Genomic DNA, 23,967 nt, shown 5'->3' with positions numbered 1-23,967 from the left:
GACCGCCATGGTAAACCGCACGATCATACTCCTCGCGCCCGAAACCGCCGTCGCCTCCGGGATCGCCTGGGAGCGCCTCGGCGAAACGGTCACCGAGCTGTCGGAGCTCTACCGCCTCGTGCGCGAGCGGCGCGTGGATCTGGTCCTGGTCGATGAGAATCGGGCCGACCTCAAACGGCCGGTGGCCCGCAGAATCCGCCGCCAGAACGGCCTGACCGAAATCTGGCTGCTCACCCACGACCGGGAGCCGGCCCCGGCCGAGGTGCAGTTTATCGACGGGCGCCTTCCGCTGTCGCTCGGGCCGGACGGGCTCGCGCAAAAAATCGCCCACATCTACCACGGCAAGCACCTGCTCGAACGGTACGATATGGTGGGGCGCGCGCCGCAGATGAAGATCGTTGCGGAAACGATCGAGCGGATCGCGCCGACCGACGTCTCGGTCCTCGTCGTCGGGCAGTCCGGCACCGGGAAGGAACTCGTGGCCCGGGCCCTGCACACGCAGTCGGCGCGCAAGGACCGGCCGTACGTGGCCATCAACTGCGGCGCGCTCGCCGAGGGCGTGCTCGAATCGGAGCTGTTCGGGCACGAGCGCGGAGCGTTCACCGGGTCGGTCGCCAGACGCGAGGGACTGTTCGCGCGGGCCGAAGGGGGGACGATCTTCCTCGACGAAATCGGCGAAACCAAGCCCGACACCCAGGTCAAACTGCTGCGCGTGCTCGAGGACGGCACCTACTACCCGGTGGGATCGTCGACGGCGCGGCATGCCGACGTGCGCGTGATCGCGGCCACCAACCGCGACCTCACTGAGGCCATCAGCGAAAGGCGCTTCCGCGAGGACCTGTACTTCCGCATCGGCGTTGTGAAAATCGTCCTGCCGCCGCTTTTGGACCGCAAACAGGACATCGAGGCGCTCCTGCAGCATTTCTGGCGCGGAAAAGAGCTTGACTACACCGACCCGGCGCTCGATCTTCTGTTGAAATACGACTGGTCGGGCAACGTTCGGCAACTGAAGAATTTCGCCGATCGCATGCGGGCGCTGAAACCGCGCGGGACGGTGGAGGTCGAGGATGTCGAACGGTTCATCGACGAGCAACACGTCACGGCAAAACACCTGCCGGTCACGACCGGCAAGACAGTCGAGGAGGCGGGACAGGAGTTAATCTACCGGGCGATTCTCCAGTTGGGCGCCGAAATTCGACTCCTGCGCGACCTCATCACCGCCCACCTGCCGAGCGAACCGCCCGAGGAGACGGCCGAGGCCGCGCCGGCGGCCGACGGCGCGACCATGGAAGAGGTGGAAGAACGCATGATCCGGCGGACCCTGCGCGAAACCGGCGGCAACCGCAAGGAAGCCGCGCGGCGGCTGGGGATCGGCGAGCGCACGCTCTACCGGAAACTCAAGAAGTACGGGCTGAGCTGACACCATGCGAGCGGTCACGCTGACCGCCGCAATCACCATCGCACTCGCGGCCGCGGGAGGGACCGCCCAGGAACTCTCGACCGACGTCTATCCCTCCGAGGACGAGTTGCTCGAGGCGCTGCGGCGGGGCGACATCGATCAGGAGCGGTACGACATTCTCCGCGAAATCCTGCGCGAGGGAATCGACCAGCCGTCCCGCTACCTGTTCAACGAAATCCCCAATCTGGCCGGGGAGGAACGCGCCGACACGGCGCTCCCGCGCCTGGCGGCGGAGCAGGCCGAAGCCTTCACCGCCAAGCGGCCGCCGGCGCCGCGGCTGGCGGTCAGGCATCGGTACGCGCAGGAGATCGAGCGCAGCGGAAGAGGAAGCTACCGGACCACTGTCTCCGGGCGGCTCGGCCCGCATCTCGACGGCGCGGTGAGGCTGGAGCGGACGGTTTCCGGGCGCGAACGGGTGGTGGGAAGGATGATCCGCTGGCGGCCCGAGCGGGGCGTGATTTGCGAGGCCGCGGTCGGATCCCTCGCCCGCCGGCTGGGGCTCGGAACGGTGGCCGGCTACCGTGGAAAGATCCTCGGGAGTTCGCCGCGGCTCGACGGCGAGTCGGTCCGGTACCCCGACTACGGCGGGCAGAACGGCGGATATGTCCGCGCGCTCGCGGGGCGGTGGCAGGCCGAAGCGCTCGTCTCGCACACCCGCGACGGGGAGTTCACCCTGCTGTCGGCCGCGGTGGCGGTCGCCCGCCGGTGCGGCAAAGTGCGGGCCGCATCGATTGCAGGGATCAACCGCCTGCGCAGCCGCGTGCGCGGCGAGCCGCGGAGCGATGTCAAGTACGCAGGGTTGCTCGAATATGCCTACGGCAATGGCCGGATCGCCGCGGAAGCGGCCGGGCAGGCGGGCGTGCGCAGCGCCTTCGGCGCCGTCGTTTTCGAAGGACGGCACCGCCTGACGGGGGCCGAGATCCGCTACTGCGGGTGGCACTACGATCGCGATTATGTCGATCTGGCGGGCGGCAGCGCGGGGGGGACGATCGCCGCGCGAGACAGCATTCCCGGTCCGGCGTTCGCGTTCTCCTCGCGGCGCACCGGCAACACCGGCGCCACGGTGCGCACCGAGGCCGCCCTGACGGCGCGGGTGGCGCTCGAGACCGGCGTGGCCGGATCCATCCGCAGCAGCGATACGCTGCGCGGCGAGGTCCTGGCGGGGCTTATCGCCGCCGCGAGCCGCGCGCTGCAGGTCCGGGCCGATCACCTGGAGCGCCTCACCCGCACGAGGGAGAGCCTGTACGACCGCGACGCCGTCGTGCGCCGCACGCGCGCCGAGGTGCGGTACGATCGCGCGGCCCTGGCCGTGCGCACCTATGTCGGGTACACCGTCCGCAGCGGCGCCGCCGACTCCTGGAACTGGTTCGCGCGTCTCCGCTACCGCTCTGCGCGGGTCGGGGATCTCGAAATCTGGGCGAACCTGGGGACGATCTCGCCCGCGCGCAGACAAATTGACTACGCCTACGGGTATGTCCAGTTGCGGCAAATGATCGGGGAGGCGGTGGCGATCGCGGTGAAAATCGCGCAGCGCTATAGCCGGGGAGCGGACGACCCTCACCGCACGACGGTGGCGCTCGAGGCCGAAGCAGTCCTGTAGCGACGCGAGGTGACGCATGGATCTGGCATGAAATGGGGGATGGTTTTGACGCCGGCAGCGAAAAGAAACAATTGACGACCATAACGGTCCGGACCTGCACGAACACCCGGATACAGGGGAGGAGGTACGATGCGGAAGGTCAGGAATTCGGCCGCGGCGCGGTCTCAGGGTGCCGGCGAGATAGGCGCGCCGGCCGCCGCGGCCTCGGCGGCGCCAGCCCAGGCGGAGGTCCTCGCGCTGGCGAAGGCCATGCTGGGGGCGTTCGAAGGGACGCTCGGTTTCATCCTGGCGGTCGGTGCCCTCCTGGCCGGTGCGGCGGCGCCGGTGCAGGCGATCCGCCTTAACGAAGTGCTCGCCAATCCGACCGCAGGTTATGGATCGGAGTGGATCGAACTGGAGAACGAAACCGATACCGCCGTCAGTCTCGCCGGATGGCGGATCGGAGACGCGCTGCGGACAGCGGTGATTATCGACACCGGAGCGGGCCCGGCTGTTTCAGACGCGGCTGTCCCGCCCCGGGGATATGCCGTCCTCGTGCAGGATTCCGCCGCATTCTTCGCCTCCGCCGGCCGGCCGGAAGCGCCGGTGATCGAGCCGCCCTCGTGGCCCGTGCTCAACAACACCGGCGACAGCATCCGCCTGATCGCCCCGGGGGGCGCGCTCCACGATCACTTCGTGTATCGGGCCGTGTTTCCGGACAACCGGACCTGGTGCCGCCACCCGATCGACCCCTCGCGGTGGGACCGGTCGGCCGATCCGGGAGGCACGCCCGGCCGAGAGAACGTCCTGCCCGACTCTGATGCCGCCGGCGCGGCGGCGCTGACCGTGACGCCCAGGGTGTTCTCGCCGGACGGAGACGGCGTCGACGACTCCACCGTGATTGGGCTGGAGGCGGACGAGGAGCTCGACCGCCGGGTGGAGATTTACGATCGCGAGGGACGACGGGTGTGGGAGATGGCGATCCCGGCGGGGCAGCGGCAGGCGCAGTGCGTGTGGTGGGGGCGGTCGCGAGCGGGCGAGCGTCTCCCGATCGGGATCTACATCATTTACCTCGAAGCGATCGGCGGGGAGTCGGCGCGCCGGACCGTGGTGATCGCGCGATGAGACGGCCGGGGCGGGCGGCGATCGGCGCGGGTCTGCTTTTGGCCTGCGCCGCCGGCGCCGCGGCGTTCGAATTGCCGACGCCGCGCGGCGAAGGCTTCGGCCGGACCATGCTCCTGGCCGACGCCTCGGCCGCCGCGCTGACCAAGGCGCCGACCGCCGGGATCCGCACGGGGGAGTGGCGGTTCGAACTCGGCGGCGTGCGGCGCTTTGAACTGAGCGACCTCGACCAGGTGTTCGCCGCCGCGGCCGGACGACTGGGCCGGGCGGTGCTGGCGGCGGGCGTGTCCCAGTTCGGCAATACGGAGTTGTATGCCGAGACGACGGTCCGTCTGGCGGCCGGCTGGCGGGTGGGCGCATTCGGCGCCGGGGGCAGCCTCGCCGCGAAGATCGTCGAATTCGGCGGCGGGTACGGCCGCCTCCACGCCGCGGCGGTCGGCCTCTCGGCAACCTATGCCGGGAAGCGCGTGCAGGCGGCGGCCGCGGCCGAGAATCTTAACTGCCCGCGCCTGGACGCCGCCGCCGCGCCCGACCATCGCCGGCTGGATGTGTACGTGGAAATCTAGGGGAACGGCGCCTACCAGACGACCGGGCGGGCGAGTTTTGAGCCGACGCAGTCCCCCCGGTTCGGCATCGGCCAGCGGTTCGCGGTGGCGCCGCCGGCCGCAATATTCGTGGGCCTGGCCTCTGAGCCGTTGACCTTCGGCGGGGGAATCGATATCATGCATCGCGGCGCCCGCCTCACGTATGCCGCCGGGTACCACCCGGTGCTTGGCCTGACGCACGCGCTGGCGCTCGCCCTGGAAACCGGCCGATGCAGGTGAACGGATGGAACCGATACTGACCCGGGAGGAGATCGAGCAGCGGGAGCGGGCAACCCTGGCGCCGTATGCGGCGCTCGCGGCCGAATCGCGGGGACGGCGCTTTCCCTCGCGCGACCACCCCCTGCGGACGGTTTTCCAGCGCGACCGTGATCGGGTTGTCCACGCCGCCGCCTTCCGCCGCCTCGAATACAAGACGCAGGTGTTCATCCCCCACGAGCGGGACCATTTCCGCACCCGGCTTACGCACACGATCGAGGTGGCGCAGATCGCGCGGACGCTCGCCCGCAGCCTCCGCCTCAACGAGGATCTGGCCGAAGCCATCGCCCTGGCCCACGATCTCGGCCACACCCCCTTCGGACATTCCGGGGAGGACGTGCTGAAGGATCTGCTCGCCGGGTTCGGCGGGTTCAACCACAATCGCCAGACCCTGCGGATCGTCGACCTGCTCGAGCAGCGCTATCCCGAGCACCCGGGGCTCAACCTCACCTATGAAGTACGCGAGGGGATTGTCAAACACGAGACGGTGTGGGACCACAAGGTGGCGGAGTTCGACGACCACGCGCACCCGACGCTCGAGGCGGCGCTCGTGGACGTCGCCGATGAACTGGCGTACAACGCCCACGACATCGACGACGGTCTGTCGGCGGGGATGCTCGCCTTCGACGACCTGTGCCGCCAGCCGGTCTGGGAAGTGTTCGGGCTGGACGGGCGCGGGGCGTTCGAGCGGCTCCATGAGGACCAGAAACGCTACGCGCTCGTGCGGCGGCTGATCGACCTCACGGCCACCGATGTGATCGCCCACACCGCCGCGCAGATCGCGCGCTTCCGGATCGCGAGTCTCGCCGACGTGCGCAGCGCGCCGGAGAAGCTGACGGGCTACTCCCCGGATCTGCGCCCGGCGGTCACCGCGCTCAAGCAGTTCCTCTTCTCCGACATGTACCAGAGACCGCGCCTCCTGGCGCTGGCGAAACGGGCGCGCACCATTCTCGAGGGAATCTTCGACCGCCTCATGGCCGAACCCGAACGTTTGCCGGCGCGGTTCCGGGAGATGCTCCAGACCGAAGAAACGGAAATTGTCGTCACCGACTACATGGCCGGGATGACGGACCGCTACGCCGAGAAAGTGTACCGGGAGCTCACGGGGAAAGAACCGCCGGATCTCCCCGAAATGCTCTAGTTGCCGCCCCGCTCCCGCAGCCGATTATTCATTGGTAAAATCGGCCTTCCGGTGTATATTACGGGCAATCGAAGTTTCCGCCTGGTTCGGAGGACAACATGGCTTCTCACCGCATGGGGACGGCCGTCCCCGCGTTGCTGCTTCTGCTCGTGCTCGCCGCCGCCGTATCCGCCGCCGATATGCAGGTGCGCGTCTATCTCGACGGCAAGGAGGACGCCGCCGGGCTTCACCCCCTGGGGCTCGACGTGGTCTGGCAGGGAAAGGACTTTATCGAGATCATCGCGACGGCCGACGAGCTCCGCGAACTCGAGGGTTTGGGGCTGCGCACGGAAATAGTCCACGGCGACGTCGCCGCCTTCTACCGCTCGCGTCTCGACCACGCGCGCGACATGGGAGGGTACAAGACGCTCGCGGAAATCCAGGCGTACATGGATGAAATCGCCTTCTTCCACGACGCGATCGTCTTCCCGAAAACCGTGATCGGATACACGCTCGAGGGACGCCCGATGTACGCCATGAAGATTTCCGACAACCCGGAGCTCGACGAACCCGACGAGCCGGAGGTGCTCTATACCGCGGCCATTCACGCCCGCGAGGTGATCACCCCCGAGACGGTCCTTCGGTTCATGGATTACCTGACCGACAACTACGGCACGGACCCCGCGGTGACCGACCTCGTGAACAGCCGGGAGCTCTGGTTCGTGCCGGTGGTGAACCCCGACGGCTACTACTACAACCAGGTGATCGAGCCGGACGGCGGCGGGATGTGGCGCAAGAACCGCCGCAACAACGGCGACGGCTCCTACGGCATCGACCTCAATCGCAACTACGGCTACGAGTGGGGGTATGACGACGATGGGTCCTCGCCCGTTCCCTCCGACGCCACCTACCGCGGAACCGGCCCGTTTTCCGAACCCGAGACCCAGGTGATGCGGGACTTCATCAGCGCCCACGAGTTCGTGTTCACCCTCTACTTCCACTCCTACTCGAACCTCGTGCTCTGGCCGTGGGGCTACGACCAGATCTACACGCCGGAGGAACCGCTGTTCAGGATCCTGGGAGATTCCCTGGCGGCCTACAACGGCTACGAGCCGACGCCGTCGTGGGGGCTCTATGTCGTCAACGGCAGTTCCGACGACTGGGGGTACGGGGAGCAGCTGCTCAAGAACAAGAACTACGCTTTCTCGATCGAGATCGGGGGGTACTCCGATGGATTCTGGCCCGACCCGAGCCGGATCGACCAGCTCACCCTGGAGAACCGGGGACCGGCGCTCTTCCTCGCGCGGGTCGCGGGCAACCCGTACCAGGTGATGCCGCCCGGGCAGCCGGCGGTCTCGGTCGACGACACCGTCGATGCCTCGGGCTACAGCGTGCAGTGGAGCCTCGCCGACACACTCAACCCGGCCGTGCTCTGGGAGCTGGTGGAACTGCAGGGTTTCGGGCGCACGACCGATCAGGCCAACGCCTGGGACAACTTCTCCTCGAACGGGTTCTCCATTTCCGGCGCCCGCTACAGCTCCGCGCCCACGAGCTTTTTCTCCGGGGCCGCCAACAATGCCGCCCGCCGGATCCAGTCGGTCGAAACGATCGCCGTGCGCGCCAGCGACGTGCTCACCCTGCGCGTCTGGTATGACATCGAGAGCGGCTGGGACTACGCCTACGTCGAGGTGTCAACCGACGGGGTGGCGTTCACGCCGATCGCCGGCACCATCACGACCAACGACGACCCCCACGGCTACAACCGCGGCAACGGGATCACCGGGTCCTCGGGGGGCTGGACGCTGGCGTCGTTCGGTCTCGCCGTGTACGCCGGGCAGAGTGTCTACCTGCGGGTGTCGTACGAGACCGACGGGTCCCAGTTGGGCGAGGGAATCTACGTGGACGACATCACGCCGGTCGAAGGGTACGCGAGCGAAACGGTGATCTCGTCGGCGCTCACCGACACCTCGTTCGCGTTCACCGACAAGCCGACCGGCACCTACTACTACCGGGTGCGCGCGCAGGACGCCCAGGGCCAGTGGGGTCCCTTCTCGGCGGCTGTCCCCACCGTCGTCACCGACGGCGAGTACCAGTGTGTCGACTCCGACCTCGACGGTTTCGGCGACCCGGGCTACCCCGATAACGACTGCCCCACCGACAACTGCCCGGCCGCGGCCAACCCGGATCAGGCGGACGGGGACGCCGACGGGGTCGGGGATGTCTGCGACCTGTGTCCGAACGACGCCCAGAACGACGGGGACGCGGATGGCCACTGCGGCGACGTCGACAACTGCCCGCTCATTGCGAACGCCGACCAGGCGGACGCCGATCTCGACGGGGTCGGCGACGCCTGCTGCTGCGCGCTCCGCGGCGACAGCGACGGCGACGGCGCGATCAAGGTCGGCGACCTCACCATGCTCGTGGCGTTTCTGTTCCGCGGCGGCGCCGGGCCGGGATGTCCCGCGCACGCCGACGTCAACGGCGACGGCGGGCCGGCCGTGTCCGACCTCACCATGCTCGTCGGCTACCTCTTCCGGGGCGGCGAGCCGCCTGCGGCCTGTCCTTAGGGCGCGACCGTACTGATGACTTGGAGGACCGGGCTCCGCGCGGGGCCCGGTTTCTTTTTTGCCCGGCCCGGCGGGCCGGCGCGGGGCGCGCGGTCGGCGCCTAGGCCTCGCCCGGCCCCACGAATAGGACGCTCTTGTAGAGGTCGCGGCCGTACCGCCGCATTCGGGAGAACAGGGGCAGATCAATCTTGAGGTTGCGCGCCCGGTGCGGGTCGCCGCCGTACTCCGCCTCGTAGGGATCGTGGACGTAGACGAACTCCCGGTCGAATCCGGTGACCACCACCCAGTGGGGAGCCCGGTCGCCGTGGAGCTGGTAAGTGCTGATGAGCACGATGGGGATTTTGCCGCGCAGCATTTCGACCGCGATGTCGTCGAAGGAGAAATCATAGTAGGACACCGGGATCCCCCGGTGATAGGCCCGCTCGCGGAGATCCTCGTGGACGAGCTTGATGACGCGCCGCTTGTCGGCCGTCCGCACCGAAGAGAAGAACGGGGTCTGGTTCTTCGAAAGGAGCACGCGGGCCGAGAATCCGCGGTCGACGACGGCATGGGCCATGCCGAACGGTCCGGTCCCGCCCATGCCGGAGGTCATGAAAATCATCGTCGCCTCCCGCCACAGGGTCACTTCGAGCAGCCGGTCATCCTCGAGGTCCGGCCGGTGGTACTTCATGGCCATGATGAGAGCCGCCGGGCCGCAGGTGAAGGTGAGGGTCTGGGCGTAGTAGGGGACTTTCAGGCGGAGTCTCTCCGGGCGCCCCGCCGTCAACGGGCGGGTCATCCGCACGCCGTCAGCACCGTCCTCGTAGTACTTCGGGAGGCGGCCGACGGCCTCGAAGTGGTTGCGCCGGTAGAGGGCGATGGCCCCGGCGTTGTCGACGCGCACCTCGAGCGACAGAGTCGTGCAGTTGCGCCACTCCGCCTCCTGGCGGCAGGCGTCCAGCAGCCGCTGGCCCAGCCCCCGGCCGCGCATGTCGGGGTCGACGGCGATGTTATAGAGGCGCCCGACCGGGGCTCCCTTGCGCCAGAGCATGTACGCGGCCCCCACAATCCGCCCGCCAAGGTCGACCACGAACGTGGTCGCGTTGGCTTCCTCCAGCAAATACTCGATCTGCTCTTCGTGGAAGCGGTCGATGGCGAAGGCGCGTTCTTCGAGCGCCACCAGGCCGGCGAGATCGCGGTGGGCGCCGAGGCGGAGACGGGCGGCGGAGTCGCTCATGGCGTCGTCTTGCCCTCGACGAGGAACCGGATCACCTTCTCGTACAGGTCCCCCGCGGCCTGGTCCTCTTCGCCGGCGTTGATGGTCGGGTTGTCGTTGACTTCGATGACCGCGTAGCCGTCATCCACCTGCTTGAGGTCGATCCCGTAGAGGCCGTCGCCGATGGCGCGGGCCGCGGCCAGGGCGACCTCCAGGAGCTGCGGATCGGCCTTCTCGATCGGCACTCCCTTGACAGGGCCGGAAATGGCGCGGTTGTTCTCGGCGTAGGTCAGAATCTTCCAGCGCTTGCGCGGGATCGTGTACTGGCACACGTAGAGCACTTCGCCGGCGACGATGCCGACCCGCCAGTCGAAATCGGACTTGATGAAGCGCTGGGCCACGAGCCGGTCAGAGCGGCGGAGGAACCGGTTGCCGACACGGACAAAGGCCTCGGGCGTCTCCGCTTTCTCCACGTACATCGAGAAGCTGCTGTTGGGCGCTTTGAGAACCACCGGACTGCCGAGCTGTTCGAACACCTGGGCCGCGCGCGCCCGCGTGAGATCCTTCTCCTCCAGGAAGAGCGTGTCGGGCATGGGGACCCCCTCGCGCTGGAGGTGGGCGTACATGTTGACCTTGTCGCAGCAGATGTAGATCGAGCGCGGATCGTCGATCACCCGCTTGCCGTGCATTTCGGCCATGCGGGCGGCGACGTACGAGGTGTTGAGCGGATCGGTCAGGGCGCGGATGAAGATCGCATCGTACTGGGGAATCTTGGCCACGTCCGGACGAAAGAGGTAGTCCACCTCGTGCCCGATCTTGCGCGCCACCATGGCGAAGCGCATGAGCGCCTCCATCTCATCGGACCGGGTGATGGTGTAGCGCTCGATGTAGACGCCTATTCTTCCCATCGAATCTTCTTCTCCAGGTACTCCAGTTCGCGTTGCTTCAGGTCCCTGTACAGCAGCGGGCTGATCTTGCTCAGCAGGATGCGGTCGTCGTAGGTGCGCAGCACCCGGACCCGGGCGAGCGGGATCTGGAACACCCGCCAGATCTTCTCCGCCGAGTCGCGGTAGCGGGCGGCGACGCTCCAGCCGAGGACGGCGCGGAAGTGCTCGATCTGGGCCTCGGGCGGGATCTCCTGCACGCAGGCGGCGTAGGTGAAATTGCGCGTAATCGATTTCGACACCGACTTCTGCTGCGACATCTTCAGCACCGTCCGGCTCCGCGACATGAACGGGTTGATGGAGTCGACGATGGCGGGCGCTTCGAAGTAGCCGTTGGTCACGTAGTACTCCGGCACGTCGAGGCCGGCCAGCTTGGCCCGTTCCAGGAAGAGCGGCACAATGTAAGCGTCGAGCATCTCCTTGCACGTCGGCCGGATGGGGAGCCGGCTGTGTTCGTAGTCCTGCGAGACGTAGTAGGGGAGTTCGAGGTACTCGTAGCGCCCGGCGAGATTGACGAAGGTGTCGTCTTCGTTGAGGATGGCGACGTAGCGGTTGGCCTTGGCCCGCTTGGTATTCTTGGTCATGGGCGCTAATAACGGCATTCACAAGTCCCGGCGCAACAGTCAATCTGCGACGAAGCCGGTGGCGGGTAAGCGATTGCCCCGGCCCGCTCCGAACCGCCGCTGTGCACAAAAACACCACCGCCGCCGAAGACGGGCGCGGCCGCTCCCCTGCAACCCCGCGCGGTCCGGTTGCACACTCCCGGCCCCGCCGCCCGCGCTCAACTGCACCGCCGACCGGGGTTTAGCCGCCCGCTCCGGCCGGGCACGCCCCTTGCACTCTCCGCCCTCATGGACTGCTACTTCGGGTCGATTCATCTGCCGGAGGACCGCCAGCTGGACCAGTCGGTGGTAGTGTCGTTCAAGATCCCGGAGCTCGGGATCAAGTTCAAAGCGCCGTTCGATGCGGTGGACGCCAACCACGGCGACCTGGCCGCGCTGCTGGCGCTGCTGGAGTTCATCGACAGCAACCAGAAGTATTTCACGCGGCACACCTATCAGATTTACGGGAATAACCTCAAGGTCATCAACGCGGTCAACCGCCGGGATTGCCTCCCCCCGGAGTTCGCGCCCCTGATCGCCAAGGCCCTGGGATACCGGGACAAGTACCGCTTCTCGCTCGCCTGGGCCCCCCTGCGCTCCAACCCGGAGCTTGAAGAGCTTTTTGATTGACGCTCACGGGGCGGTGATCTATGTTGGGATCGCCATGCCCAGTCCGAGCGAACTTCTCCGGGACATCAACGCCGGCGTCTTCAAACCGGCGTACTACTTCTACGGGCCCGAGGACTACCGGATCATCGAGGCGACCAAGTACCTCGCCCGCCAGTTTCTCCCCGACCGCCAGCTCCAGACCAACTACCGCAAGCTCAGCGGGCGCAAGAACCCGGCCCGGGAGGTGATGGCCGAACTGGCCAACCTCCCCATGCTCGGCGAGCGCCAGGTCTTCAGCATCAGCGACTTCCAGAGCTACCAGCCGGCCGACGTCGAGCGGATCCTCGGGATGCTCCGCCCGCCCGACTCGACCCGCGTCGTCGTCTTCAGCTCCCCCTCGCCGCGCACTCCCAAGAAGACCTCGAAGTTTTTCAAGGCGGTCCAGGCGGCCGGGATCGTCATGGTGGAGTTTCCCCGGCTGACGGCCAAGGAGGTTCGGGCGCAGATCCAGACGCGCCTGCAGAAAGCCGGTCTGCAGATCGAGCCCGAGGCGCTCCGCGTCCTGGTCGACCTGGTGGCGGGAAATCTCGGCGCCGTCGCCGCCGAAACCGACAAACTGGCCAACTACCGGGGGAAGGGGGGGACGGTCACAGTCGATGATGTGACCGCGGTGGCGGCCGGCTACGAGACGATCAACATCTTCACCCTGGCCGACCAGATTGTCACCGAACAGCCACACCGGGTGCTCCGCAGTCTGGAGCAGTTGATCGCGGAGGGGAATTCGCCGGTGACGATCTGCACGCTTCTGAGCACCCACTTCCTGCGCCTCTATCTCGTACGCCACCGGAAACCGGTGCCGGGGAACATGGCGTGGCTGGAGTCCCGCCTGCGGCCGCAGGCGAATCGGTTCGACAGCGCCCGGCTGGAGCAGATTCTGATCGATCTGGCCGAGGCCGAGGCGCAATTGCGGGGCGGCGGTTTGCCCCCGCGCCTGGCCCTGGAAATCCTCGTGGTCGGCCTCATGCCGGGCCGGGACGCGCTCTATGGGTGAAAATTCTCGGGAAGAAAACCTTCCCCGGCCGGTATCCGGTCTGGACAAAGCGGCCGAGCGGGCCTTGGTCGAGGCGGCCCAGAACGGCGACAATAAGGCGTTTGGACGGCTCATCCGCCTGCACCAGAAACGGCTGTTCCGGTACATCTACGCCATGCTGGGGTCGTTCGATGCCGCGGAAGATGTTGTCCAGGAGGCGTTTGTGAAGGCATACGAAAACCTGAAAAGCTTCAAGCCCGAGTACGATTTCTACCCCTGGCTCTCTACAATCGCCCGCAACACCGCCTACAACCTGGTCCGCAAGGAGGAAAAGAACGAGTCCCTGAATGCCTTAGCCGAAAAGGGTTTCGACCCCGAATCGGGCGACCCCGGACCGCTGGAAAAACTGCTGGCGGAAGAAGGAGAGAAACGGTTCTACCAGGCTCTCAAAACTCTCCCCGTGCAGCACCGCGTCGCCTTCGTGCTCCGCCACCTCGAGGGCATGAACTACGCCGAGATCGCCAGCTACCTGAAAATACCGCCGGGGACGGTCGATTCCCGGCTCTACCGGGCGCGCCAGATGTTGATGGAGGCGCTCCAGGACCTCCTCTGAGGTCAAGGTACAGCAGTTGAATTATGGATCACGGGTACTTTAAGGACAGAGTCTCCGGTTATCTCGACAAGGAACTCCCGGACTACGAGATGGAGGCGCTCCGCCGCCACCTCGGAGAGTGCGCCGAATGCCGCGCCCTCTACGAGGATCTGCGACGGCTGGAGGCGCTGGTCGAGCGCCATGCCGACCTCGGCGGGGACGAGGACTACTGGGAGGCGGCGGCCGCCCGGATCGAAAAGCGGATCGGGATCGCCGGCGCACCGGAGGTGATCGCCCTCCCGCCGCGCCGGAGCCGGGGGCTGGCCTGGAAGCTGGTCGGAGTGGCAGCTTCGATCGCCGCGCTGACATTTATCGCGGTGAACTACACCGACATCGTCCGCCAGAGAGACGAGTCGCCGAAGATGTCCTTCCCGTCCGAGCCGCCGTCGGCCCGTGACTCAGCCGCGGCCGGCCGAGCCGGGGAGCCCTCACCGGCCGGCGAAGAGCAGCCGGCGGAGAAAGCCGAGAGAACCGCGCCGCCCACCGCGGAGCCGCCCGAGCCGGCCGAGATTGCGGCGCTCCCTGAGCTCAAGCGCCAGGCGGCGGAGGACGAACAACTCCCGGTTATCGCCGAGGAAGCACAGGAAGCGCCGCGCCTCAAACCGGCCGGCCAGGAGCTTGCGGCCTCCGGCGGGAAGGCGGCCGCGCAAGATGCCGAGGCGGAGGCGAACCGGAGTGCGGCGGCTCCCGCGGCCCCGGCCGCGCCGCCGCCGGAACCGGTCTCGGCCGAGACCCGCAAAGACGAGGGCGCGGCCGACGTCCGCCTCGCCGACCGGCTGGTCCTCCGCGACCTCATGGTCGCCAAGGAGCCGGCGACAGCGGCGGCGCCCAGTCTCAGCCTCGCCGATTCCTCGGCGGCCGATCGGCGCGGACGCCTGCCCCTGGCGCAGTCGTCGAAAGGGTTCGCGGCCGCCGGCGAAAGCGCTCCGGCGGCCACTCTCGCCGACTGGCGGAACCGCCGCGATTCGCTCGAGTCGCTCTGGAGCGAACTGCGGAGCGAACATCTGAACCTCGCGCTGCCCAAGGCGCGACGCGACCGGGCGGCGCTCGGGGACATCGAACTGGTCGAGCGCCAGCTCCTCGAGGCCCAGGTGCAGGTCGGCCGCCTGGCGGAGGGAGCGGATGCTCCGGAGCGCGACCGGGCGATCCAGTTCTTCCGCACCTACCTCGAACTGGCCGACGTGCGCTACCGGGAGACGGCGCGCCTCTATCTGGACGAGTTGGCCCCCGATACCGTCGACACCAGCGGTTCTCGCCGGTAACCTTTTCCGCCGATTCACGTATAGTATCCCGGAATCCGGCTGCGGCCGGTAGAAAGGAGACGATGGCGCATGAGCTACACCAGACTCTATCGGTCGGCGGAGAACAAGGTGATCGCGGGCGTGTGCGGCGGTCTCGGCGAATACTTCGACGTGGACCCCAACCTCGTGCGGGTGTTCGCGGTGCTGTTGTTTTTCGCCACCCAGGGGTTCGCGACCCTCGCCTATGCGGCGGCCTGGATTATCGTTCCCAAACGTCCGCTCGAAGGCGCCGTCGAGGAAGTTCGCCCGGAGCGGCCGCGCTCCTCGTGGATCCGCTATCTCCCAGGGCTGGTCCTCATCCTGATCGGCTCGCTGCTATTGGTCCGGCAGCACTGGCACTGGATCGACTTTGACCAGTGGTGGCCGGCCCTCATGATCGCGGGCGGTTTGTTTCTGCTGCTCCGCCCCAGGCGGCGCCGCGAAGCCTGCCGGCCGGATCTGTCCGCCGCGCCGGGGGAGATCCCGGGCGGCAATGAAGGGAGGACGGCATGACACCGGCCCGCTTCCGCTGGGGACTGTTCCTCGTCCTGCTCGGACTGCTCCTGCTCCTGCGCAACTTCGGCGTCCTCAACGACAACTTCTGGCTCGACCTGCTCATCCTCTTCCCGGTCGTGCTTATCATGGTCGGCCTCGAGAAGATCTTCGCCCGCACCCGCCTCAGCATCATTTCCTACCTCACTTCGGTGGCGCTGTTCGTGGGCGGGCTGGCGATCGCTTTCACCAGCAGCCGCGGCGGCGACAGCACGAGCTTCTTTTCGACCGCGACCTACGTGAAGGATGCGGACAGCGCCGTGAGATTCACGCGGGCGGTGCTGGATCTCGATGAGTCGGATCTGACGATCCGGGATTCGGGGGATGACCTCGTGTACGCGAAGTTCGACAAGTTCACGCGCAAGCCGCGGATCGACTTCCGCGAGGAGGACAGCCTCGCGGTGGTGGAATTCGCGAGCCGCCCGCACGGGCTGCTCGGCGGCGCGATCAAGATCGAGACCGACGAGGCCCCCGACTGGTTCGTGCGTTTCAAGCGGGACGTGCCGCTCGAAATGCGCCTCGCCGGCGTTAAGAGCGACATGCACCTCAACATGTCGACCACCCCCCTCCGGGCGCTTGATCTTTCCGCCGACCAGTCCTCGGTCTACCTCAAAATCGGCGACCTCGAACCGTTCGTGAAAGTCTCGGTGTTCGGCGAGGATACCGAGCTGCGCCTGCGGGTGCCGCGCACGGTCGGGCTGAGAGTGCTGGCCGGGGAGGAGTACAAAGCCTACCTCTACTCGCTCGGCCTGATCACCAGGGACGATGCCTGGGTCAACGAGGGTTTCGATACCCTTCCCAACAAGATTGAAGTGAAGCTCGACGACCGGCTGCAGTCGGTGTCGGTGGATTTCTTCTGATCGGTTCTTTCCTCCAGTTGTCGGTGAGATGGCGGCGGCGCTTCGGGGCGCCGCCGTTTTCCTTGCCTGCGTGCCGGCAGGCCGGGGAGAACTACTGGGGGAAGAAGAGGGCGGAGAGATCCTGGAAGAAGTGCGCGATCACGGCCGGCCAGAGCGTCCCGGTACGGATGTACAGAAGCGAGAAGAGCGCCCCGTAGACGGCGATGACGATCACGCCGGGCGCCCCCTGGTAGGCGTGCAGGCTGCCGAACACGAGCGCGGACACGACTGTCGGCATTAGCCACCCCCGCGTGCGCCCGAGGAGGCGGAGGCGCGTCATGAGATACCCGCGAAAGGCCGTCTCCTCGACCACGCCGGCGGTGATCGCGACCACGACCCACACGATGCGCCCGACCAGGTCGGTCGGGATGAGGAACCGGATGTCGCCCGACATGGGCAGCCCGATCTGCCCGAGCACCCAGGCGAGACCGGAGAGCAGGAGGTTGGCGGCCAGCAGGAAGGCGACCGCCCAGGCGAGATCCACCGGCCGGAAGCGGCGAAACCCCAGCCCCGCCAGCCCGGTCTTCTCCGACTCCGCCGCCAGCACGAGCACCACGAACAGCCCCCACTGAATCACGATCGTGACCAGCAGCATCAGGATGCGCATGGTGTCGTTCAGGCCCTTCAGTGCGATCGAGGGATCCTCCGCGAATGCGATCGACACCGCCGGGTAGATGACCACCAGCGCCAAGAGAGCCACCGCGGTCAGCCAGGTGCGGCGAAACTGCGCGTTGCCCGAGGCCGCCCGGAAGCGCCTGACGTGGTCCGGTTCGGGGTTCGGGTCATAGACCGGTATGCGTTCGTACGGGGTTTCTTCCACGCCACCTACTTTCCGCGCCGCGACGGGGTCCGGCGGACGGGGCGCGGCTCGCCGGAGTATTTCGGCCCTGGTCACTGTATCGCCAGAACAGCCGGCCGGCTTGACCTGACGCCCGGCCCATCCGGCGATGCCCGTCAAGATGGTCGGCCGAACCGGCAGAGGCAACGGAAAAGTGAATCACATGAGAGCGGCGGCGCGGGCGGGACAGGTCCGATGTGATGATCACGTGGTCGCGAAGCGCTGCCGGAGGCTGCATCTTGAGGCGGAGGAACAACATGCGCAAGAGCAGACTGATCTACAGCAACGGCATCGTCGGCCTGGGACGGGATCCCGGCCGGCCGCCCGATCCGCCGGCGGACACACCCGGACCGGCGCTGCCGGAGCCGCCCGAGGACTCCGCCGCGACCCGGGCCGTGACCGCCGCTCTCGCGGCCCTGTCCGACGAGGAGCGGGAATTCGTGCGCTGCTTTTACTACATGGGGTGTACGGTTGCCCAGATTGCCGGACGGACCGGGCGGGCCGAGCATCGGCTGGAGGCGCTCCGGCGGCGCGTGGAGCGGCGGCTGCGGGCTCGCCTGGGACCGTTCGTCCGGGCGCGCTACGGCATAGGCGCCGATCCCGGCCGGGCCTGCCCGATCTGCGGCGCAGCCCGGCGGGAGGCGATCGAGCAGGCGATCGCGGCAAAGCGGCCCGAGGAGACCTGGGGACCGGTTCTGCGCCAACTGCGCGAGCGGTTCGGGCTGCCGTTGCGCTCGCCGCAGACAATCCTGAGCCACGTCAAATTCCACCCGAAACCGCCGGACCGCCCCGCGGCCGACAGTGGCACGCAGGATACCCCGCCGACCCCGGACATGAACCAACCAACGGATGGAGCACACAGATGAGCGAAATGCGGGAGAAACCCGAGGGCAGCCGACCGCCGGCGCCGGAAGCGGCGGCGCGGACGCCGCGAAACCACACCATCCACGTGTTCGTGGCCCACGACCTCAAAGCGCGGCTCGAAGCGCTGGCGGCCAGGTACGACCGGACCACGGCCGACATGGTGCGGGCGGTGCTGCGGATCGGCATCCCCATGATGGAAGGCCTGTCGGAGGCCGAGGAGGTGATGGTGAAGGAGTATATCGAGTTGTTCCGCAACCTCCGGCAGGTGAAGTCGCTGCGGGATATCTAAGGCCGAGCCGGGCGCGCACGTTTCAGCTTTTCCGCGGGGCGTGAAATCGCTATACTGGCGGCGTGATTGGAACTGCTCGACGAGAACATCGCGAGAACCGGAGAGTGCAGCGATGAGCGAACGATCCCTGGGCCGGAGGGCGGCTTTGACCGCCCTGTGTCTGGCGTTGCTGGCGGGTTGCGGGAGCGACCCGGCGCCGCGCCCGGCCGATCAGGTGGAGGCGGCGCTGGCCGCGGCCGGCGCCAACCGCGGCGAACTGGAAAAAGTGCTCGCCCATTTTGACGGCAAGGGGGACACGTTGATGCTCGACGCCGCCCGGTATCTGATCGGCAACATGGAAGGGCACAGCTACGTCACCTACGCCCTCATCGACAGCCTCGGCGACACCATTCCCTGGGATGCCGCGCGGTTTCCGGACTACGGCGCGCTACAGGCGGCGTACGGGGAGCTGGAGAAGGCCCGCCCCGGTCTGGATTTCAAAAGCGCGGTGGCGGCGCGGGACCTCGAGACGGTCACGGCCGACTACCTCATCGAGAATGTCGAGCTGGCGTTCGCCGCGTGGCGGACCAAACCGTGGGCGAGGAAGCTCTCCTACGAGGAGTTCCGCGAAGGGGTGCTGCCGTACCGGGGGAGCAACGAGCCGCTCGAACCGTGGCGGGCGGAGCTGATGGCCCGCTACGCCGACCTCGCGGGCAAAATGACAGACTCAACCGACCCGGTGGAAGCGGCGCGGCTGATCAACGACGACATCAAGAGCTGGTTCCGTTTCGACGAGCGCTGGTATTTCCACCCCACCGACCAGGGGCTGGCCGAAATGAAAACGACCGGCCGCGGCCGCTGCGAGGACATGACCAACCTCACGATCTATGCCATGCGGGCCAACGGACTCGCCGTGACCTCGGACTACACCCCCTACTGGGCGAACGCGGGCAACAACCACGCCTGGAACGCCCTCATCCTGCCGGGCGGGAAAGCCATTCCGTTCATGGGCGCCGAGGCCGACCCCGGCGAGTACAACTTGATCCGCCGAGCGGCCAAAGTGTACCGGAAATCGTTCGCCCGACAGCCGCGGAACCTCGCCTTCGTCAAGGAAGAAAACCGCAAAGTGCCCGGCTGGCTGGCCGGCAAGAGCTACCGGGACGTCACCGCGGCCTACGGGGAGGTGTGCGATGTGGCGGTGACGTTCGCCGAGGCCCCCGCGGATTCGGTCCGCTTCGCCTACCTGTGCGTGTTCAACGACGGCGAGTGGAAACCGATCCAGTGGGCCGAGATCGCCGGCCGACGGGCGGTCTTCGCCGCCATGGCCCCCGAGGTCGTCTACCTCCCCGGGTTCTACCTCAACGAAGAGATAGTGCCGGCCGGAGAGCCGTTCCTCCTCGAGCCGGGCGGGGTTCAGCAGGCGCTGACGGCGGAGCTCGCCGAGCCGGTCGACATCGTCTGTCGGGCGATCATGAGCAAAGACCTCGACAAGGCGTCGGAAAACGCCTCCGGCTCCCGGCTGATGGCCGGGGTGGACTATGAGCTGTTCTTCTGGGGCGGGGAATGGAAGTCGCTTGGGACGGCGACGGCGGCCGAAGAACCCCTTGTGTTCCTCGCCCCCTCGGGCGGGCTCTACCGGCTCGCGGCGGCGGGCTCCGACGGGGACGAGCGGATCTTCACGTGGCGCGAGGGAGCGCAGACGTGGTGGTGAGCGGGCCGGCGGGGGGGCGATCGTGACCGGTCCGGAACTCTCGCCGGGCGGGATTTCCGGCAGCCTTCACAGGTGTTCACACTTACCGGGCAGCGAGGGAGCAGACTATGGGCGAGCCGGCAGGCACGCGACTTGACGTTGACGGAATCATGAATCGGGCGGCGGCCGCGGCCGAGGCCTTCCGCCGCTGCGACCAGGAGCATACCGACCGCATCGTGACCGCGGTCTACCGGGCCGGGTTCGACCAGCGCATCCCCCTGGCGAAAATGGCGGCCGAGGAAACCGGCCTCGGAGTGTGGCAGGACAAGGTGATCAAGAACGTGATCGCCACCCGGTTTGTCTACGAGAACATCAAGACCCTGAAGACGGTGGGGGTGATTGCCGAGAACGAGGAAGCGGGGATCGTCGAGATCGCCCAGCCGATCGGACCGATCTTCGCCGTCACCCCGATCACCAACCCGACCTCGACCGTGCTGTTCAAGATCCTCATTGCGTTGAAAGCGCGCAACCCGATCGTGATCCGTCCCCACGGGGCGGCGCGGAAGTGCTCGATCGAGGCGGCGCGCATCTGCTACGAGGCGGCGCTCGCGGCGGGGGCCCCCGAGCACTGCGTCCAGTGGGTGCGCCGGTCGACCGAAGAGGAAACGCTCGCCCTCACTCGGCACCGCAAGACGGCGCTGATTCTCGCGACCGGTTCGGAGGCGCTTGTCCGGGCCGCCTACAGCTCCGGCAACCCCGCCATCGGCGTCGGTCCGGGAAACGTGCCGGTGTTTATCGGCAAGACGGCCGACGTTCCGTTCGCCGTCGACCAGATCGTCATGTCGAAAACTCTCGACCACGGCACGGTGTGCGCGAGCGAGCAGGCGCTCGTGGTGCGAGCCTGCCACGCCGCCGAGACGCGGCGGCTGCTCATCGAGAGGGGGGCGTACTTCCTCACCCCGGAGGAAATCCGCCGGCTTGAAACGGTGGCCTTCAACCCGGCCACCCGCGTCATGCGGGTCGAGGTGATCGGCCAGCCGGCCGAGAAGATCGCGCGGATGGCGGGGATCGAGGCGCCCGCCGGGACGAGGCTGCTCGTCGCCGAGCTTGAGGATGTCGGCCCCCACACGCCTCTCTCGCTGGAAATCCTCGCCCCCGTCCTGGCCTTCTACGTGGCCGAGGATATCGACCAGGCGATCGCCCTCTGCCGCAAAATCAACCACAACGGGGGACTGGGCCACACCATCAGCATGTTCTCAAACAACGAGGAGCGGATCCGCTACTTCGCCTCCACCATGAACGCCGGGCGGATCCTGGTCAACACGCCGGCCTCGCAGGGGGCGCTGGGCGGAACCTACAACGCCCTCCAGCCGTCGCTCACCCTCGGCTGCGGGACCGGCGGAAAGAACATCACCACCGACAACATCTCGGCCCGCCACCTCCTCAATATCCAGCGGATCGCGCGCCGCCGCGTCAGCCCGTGCATCGGCCCAGAGATGATGGCGGCGTACCTGGACGAGACGGTCGATGCCCTCGCGCTGGAGCGGCGGTGCGCGGAAATGGAGGCGGGCGCCGCGCGGCCCGGCGACCCCGCCGGAGAACCGCCAAAAAAGACTTGAGCCGGTTCCTCCTTTCTTGTATCATCGACCAAACTACGATCGAGTAACGGAAGTATGTACGAGAAGCAACGGACCATCAGGCGGCCTATTTCTTTGTCCGGCATCGGATTGCATACCGGCAACCTGTGCACGATGACGTTCCATCCCGCCCCCCCCGACCACGGCATCCGCTTCGTCCGCGTCGATCTCCCCGACCGCCCCTCGGTCATCGCCGATATCGACCACGTCGTGGATATCTCGCGCGGCACGACGCTTCAGGACGGCGAGGCGAAAGTCCACACGGTCGAGCACGTGCTCGCTGCTTTCGCCGGCCTGCAACTGGACAACATGCTTGTCGAGCTGGACAACAACGAGCCGCCCATCGGCGACGGTTCCGCGAAACCGTATGTCGACAAGATCCTCGAGGCGGGGATCGAGTCACAGGATGCCGACAAGGTGTACCTGGAGATCGACACGCCGATGGCGTACAACGAGCGGGAGCGCGGGGTCGACCTGGTGGTGGCGCCCTCGAACGACCTGCGCATCACCTTCCTCATCGACTACAAGAACCCGGCTCTGGGGACGCAGTACACGACGCTGCAGGATCTCGAGCAGGAGTTTGTCGATGAATTCGCACCGGCGCGGACGTTCTGTTTTCTCTCCGAGGTGGAATCGCTCAAGGCCGCCGGGCTGATCAAGGGGGGGAGCCTGGACAACGCGGTCGTGATCTACGACTCCGACCGCGGCCAGGTCGAGGTGGACCGGATCCGCCGGGCGCTCGATTTGAAGGAGGAGGCATTCGTCGGAAAGACCGGGATCATCAACGACATTCCCCTGCGTTTCTACAACGAACCGGTGCGGCACAAGGCGCTCGATCTACTCGGCGACCTGTTCCTCATCGGCGTGCCGTTCAAGGGGCACGTGCTGGCCGCCCGCTCGGGGCACAAGGCCAACGTGGCCCTCGCGCGCAAGATGCGCGACCTGTACAAGAAGAAGAAGATTGCGAGCCGGTACGCCGGGCGGGCCTCGGCCGCGCTCTTTGACATCGACGCCATCCAGCGGATCATGCCGCACCGCTACCCCTTTCTCCTGATCGACCGCATCCTCGATCTCGAGCCGGACACGCGGGTGAGCGCGCTGAAGAACGTGACGATCAACGAGCCGTTTTTCCAGGGGCATTTCCCCGGCCACCCCATCATGCCGGGCGTGCTGATCCTCGAGGCAATGGCGCAGGCGGGCGGCGTGCTCCTGCTCAACGCCATCCCGCAGCCGGAAACCAAAGTGGTGTACTTCATGTCGATCGACAACGCGAAATTCCGCAAGCCGGTTGTGCCCGGCGACCAGCTCCGTTTCGAGCTCCAGATGATCTCGTTCCGGCGCATGACCTGCAAGATGGCGGGCGAGGCCTACGTCGACGGCGAGCTGGTGGCCAGCGCCGAGTTCCTCGCCATGGTGAGGGACCGATGAGCGGCATCCACCCGACCGCGATCATATCGCCGGCCGCGGAGCTGGCCGAGGACGTTTCGGTCGGACCGTACACGGTCATCGAGGATGATGTGCGGATCGGGCCGGGGACGGCGATCGCCTCCTCCTGCCTGATCGCCTCGGGCGCCCGCATCGGCGAGCGCTGCGTGATCGCCCACGGCGCGGTGATCGCCACCCAGCCCCAGGACCTCAAATTCGGCGGCGAGAAAACGTTCGTGGAGATCGGCGACGGCACCCTCATCCGCGAGTACGCGACCGTGAACCGGGGCACCGCGGCCCACGGAACGACGACGGTGGGGAAGGGGTGCATGCTGATGGCCTACTCCCACGTCGCCCACGACTGCATCCTCGGCGACCACGTGATCCTGGCCAACGCGGTGAACCTCGCCGGACACGTGGAGATCGACGACTACGTCATCATCGGCGGCATCGTGCCCGTCCACCAGTTCGTGAAAATCGGGGCGCACGCGATGATCGGGGGGGGATTCCGCGTGCCCCAGGACGTCTGCCCGTACAGCCTGTGCGGCGGGTACCCGCTCAGGGTCATGGGCATCAACGCCGTCGGCCTGCGCCGGCGGGGCTTCACCCGCGATGCCGTCGCCGCCATCGAACAGGCCTTCAAAATCCTCTTCTTCAGCAAACTCAACACCTCCCAGGCGCTGGAACGCATCCGGGCAGAAATGGAGATCACGCCGGAGGTCGGGCGCATCCTCGAGTTCGCGGACCGCTCGACCCGCGGCCTGACGAAATAGAG

Annotated in this window: 22 protein-coding genes; 18 read left to right on the top strand and 4 right to left on the bottom strand. The window is 67.2% G+C overall.

Annotation, left to right across the window (positions count from 1 at the left end; genetic code table 11):
* Window positions 1-7: 7 nt before the first annotated feature.
* The 6 genes from KA261_03220 (at window position 8) to KA261_03195 (ending at window position 8,707) form a co-directional block, all read left to right on the top strand.
* Window positions 8-1,420 carry a sigma-54-dependent Fis family transcriptional regulator gene (locus KA261_03220; GenBank protein MBP7696796.1) on the top strand — a complete coding sequence of 471 codons (1,413 nt, stop codon included), beginning with the start codon at window positions 8-10 and terminating at the stop codon, window positions 1,418-1,420.
* 4 nt (window positions 1,421-1,424) lie between these two features.
* Entirely contained in the window at window positions 1,425-3,059 is a 1,635-nt protein-coding gene (locus tag KA261_03215; protein ID MBP7696795.1) for a hypothetical protein, read from the top strand.
* A 129-nt stretch (window positions 3,060-3,188) separates the two neighbouring features.
* Entirely contained in the window at window positions 3,189-4,163 is a 975-nt protein-coding gene (locus KA261_03210) for a lamin tail domain-containing protein (protein ID MBP7696794.1), read from the top strand.
* Window positions 4,160-4,726: a hypothetical protein gene (locus KA261_03205; GenBank protein ID MBP7696793.1), complete on the top strand. Its 567-nt coding sequence runs from the start codon at window positions 4,160-4,162 to the stop codon at window positions 4,724-4,726. The genes KA261_03210 and KA261_03205 overlap by 4 nt, the downstream gene beginning before the upstream one ends.
* A 262-nt stretch (window positions 4,727-4,988) precedes the next feature.
* Window positions 4,989-6,161, top strand: a complete 1,173-nt coding sequence (locus KA261_03200) for a deoxyguanosinetriphosphate triphosphohydrolase (protein MBP7696792.1) — start codon at window positions 4,989-4,991, stop codon at window positions 6,159-6,161.
* Between the two features lie 98 nt (window positions 6,162-6,259).
* A complete protein-coding gene (locus KA261_03195) occupies window positions 6,260-8,707 on the top strand; it encodes an immune inhibitor A (GenBank protein ID MBP7696791.1) in 2,448 nt (815 codons plus the stop codon).
* A gap of 100 nt (window positions 8,708-8,807) precedes the next feature.
* On the opposite strand, the gene KA261_03190 is transcribed toward KA261_03195, so the two are convergent.
* From KA261_03190 to KA261_03180, 3 genes are read right to left on the bottom strand one after another with little or no spacing between them, the layout of a single operon-like run.
* Window positions 8,808-9,923 carry a peptidase C39 family protein gene (locus KA261_03190; GenBank protein MBP7696790.1) on the bottom strand — a complete coding sequence of 372 codons (1,116 nt, stop codon included), beginning with the start codon at window positions 9,921-9,923 and terminating at the stop codon, window positions 8,808-8,810.
* Window positions 9,920-10,810 carry a RimK family alpha-L-glutamate ligase gene (locus KA261_03185; protein ID MBP7696789.1) on the bottom strand — a complete coding sequence of 297 codons (891 nt, stop codon included), beginning with the start codon at window positions 10,808-10,810 and terminating at the stop codon, window positions 9,920-9,922. Before KA261_03185 ends, KA261_03190 begins: the two co-directional genes overlap by 4 nt.
* Entirely contained in the window at window positions 10,798-11,430 is a 633-nt protein-coding gene (locus tag KA261_03180) for a RimK-like ATPgrasp N-terminal domain-containing protein (GenBank protein MBP7696788.1), read from the bottom strand. Before KA261_03180 ends, KA261_03185 begins: the two co-directional genes overlap by 13 nt.
* A 267-nt stretch (window positions 11,431-11,697) precedes the next feature.
* Here KA261_03180 and KA261_03175 point away from each other — a divergent pair, with 267 nt between their 5' ends.
* The 6 genes from KA261_03175 to KA261_03150 all read left to right on the top strand — a co-directional run bounded on the left by KA261_03175 (window position 11,698) and on the right by KA261_03150 (window position 16,431).
* Window positions 11,698-12,078, top strand: coding sequence for a hypothetical protein (locus KA261_03175; protein MBP7696787.1), 381 nt, complete (start codon window positions 11,698-11,700; stop codon window positions 12,076-12,078).
* Window positions 12,071-13,108 (top strand): DNA polymerase III subunit delta, encoded by a 1,038-nt coding sequence (gene holA, locus KA261_03170; GenBank protein ID MBP7696786.1) that lies wholly within the window; start codon window positions 12,071-12,073, stop codon window positions 13,106-13,108. Before KA261_03175 ends, holA begins: the two co-directional genes overlap by 8 nt.
* Complete coding sequence (locus KA261_03165; GenBank protein ID MBP7696785.1) at window positions 13,101-13,700, top strand: sigma-70 family RNA polymerase sigma factor; 600 nt, start codon at window positions 13,101-13,103, stop codon at window positions 13,698-13,700. Before holA ends, KA261_03165 begins: the two co-directional genes overlap by 8 nt.
* 23 nt (window positions 13,701-13,723) lie before the next feature.
* Window positions 13,724-15,001: a zf-HC2 domain-containing protein gene (locus KA261_03160; GenBank protein ID MBP7696784.1), complete on the top strand. Its 1,278-nt coding sequence runs from the start codon at window positions 13,724-13,726 to the stop codon at window positions 14,999-15,001.
* 69 nt (window positions 15,002-15,070) lie between these two features.
* Window positions 15,071-15,532 (top strand): PspC domain-containing protein, encoded by a 462-nt coding sequence (locus KA261_03155; protein MBP7696783.1) that lies wholly within the window; start codon window positions 15,071-15,073, stop codon window positions 15,530-15,532.
* Window positions 15,529-16,431, top strand: a complete 903-nt coding sequence (locus KA261_03150; GenBank protein MBP7696782.1) for a hypothetical protein — start codon at window positions 15,529-15,531, stop codon at window positions 16,429-16,431. The genes KA261_03155 and KA261_03150 overlap by 4 nt, the downstream gene beginning before the upstream one ends.
* Window positions 16,432-16,522: 91 nt before the next feature.
* Here KA261_03150 and KA261_03145 read toward each other — a convergent pair whose 3' ends face one another.
* A complete protein-coding gene (locus KA261_03145; GenBank protein ID MBP7696781.1) occupies window positions 16,523-17,290 on the bottom strand; it encodes a CPBP family intramembrane metalloprotease in 768 nt (255 codons plus the stop codon).
* 275 nt (window positions 17,291-17,565) lie between these two features.
* Here KA261_03145 and KA261_03140 point away from each other — a divergent pair, with 275 nt between their 5' ends.
* From KA261_03140 to lpxA, 6 genes are all read left to right on the top strand, one after another.
* Complete coding sequence (locus tag KA261_03140) at window positions 17,566-18,174, top strand: hypothetical protein (GenBank protein ID MBP7696780.1); 609 nt, start codon at window positions 17,566-17,568, stop codon at window positions 18,172-18,174.
* Complete coding sequence (locus tag KA261_03135; GenBank protein ID MBP7696779.1) at window positions 18,171-18,461, top strand: hypothetical protein; 291 nt, start codon at window positions 18,171-18,173, stop codon at window positions 18,459-18,461. The genes KA261_03140 and KA261_03135 overlap by 4 nt, the downstream gene beginning before the upstream one ends.
* Window positions 18,462-18,573: 112 nt before the next feature.
* On the top strand, window positions 18,574-20,151 hold the full coding sequence (locus KA261_03130; protein MBP7696778.1) for a transglutaminase domain-containing protein: 1,578 nt from the start codon (window positions 18,574-18,576) through the stop codon (window positions 20,149-20,151).
* 107 nt (window positions 20,152-20,258) lie between these two features.
* Entirely contained in the window at window positions 20,259-21,749 is a 1,491-nt protein-coding gene (locus tag KA261_03125; protein MBP7696777.1) for an aldehyde dehydrogenase family protein, read from the top strand.
* 54 nt (window positions 21,750-21,803) lie between these two features.
* Window positions 21,804-23,195: a bifunctional UDP-3-O-[3-hydroxymyristoyl] N-acetylglucosamine deacetylase/3-hydroxyacyl-ACP dehydratase gene (locus tag KA261_03120; GenBank protein ID MBP7696776.1), complete on the top strand. Its 1,392-nt coding sequence runs from the start codon at window positions 21,804-21,806 to the stop codon at window positions 23,193-23,195.
* Complete coding sequence (lpxA, locus tag KA261_03115) at window positions 23,192-23,965, top strand: acyl-ACP--UDP-N-acetylglucosamine O-acyltransferase (GenBank protein ID MBP7696775.1); 774 nt, start codon at window positions 23,192-23,194, stop codon at window positions 23,963-23,965. Before KA261_03120 ends, lpxA begins: the two co-directional genes overlap by 4 nt.
* Window positions 23,966-23,967: the final 2 nt, after the last annotated feature.

The sequence above is a fragment of the Candidatus Zixiibacteriota bacterium genome (assembly GCA_017999435.1).
Lineage (GTDB): Bacteria > Zixibacteria > MSB-5A5 > GN15 > FEB-12 > JAGNLV01.
The sequence above is the reverse complement of the archived record's forward strand: the minus strand, read 5'-3'. Positions and strand labels throughout refer to the sequence as shown.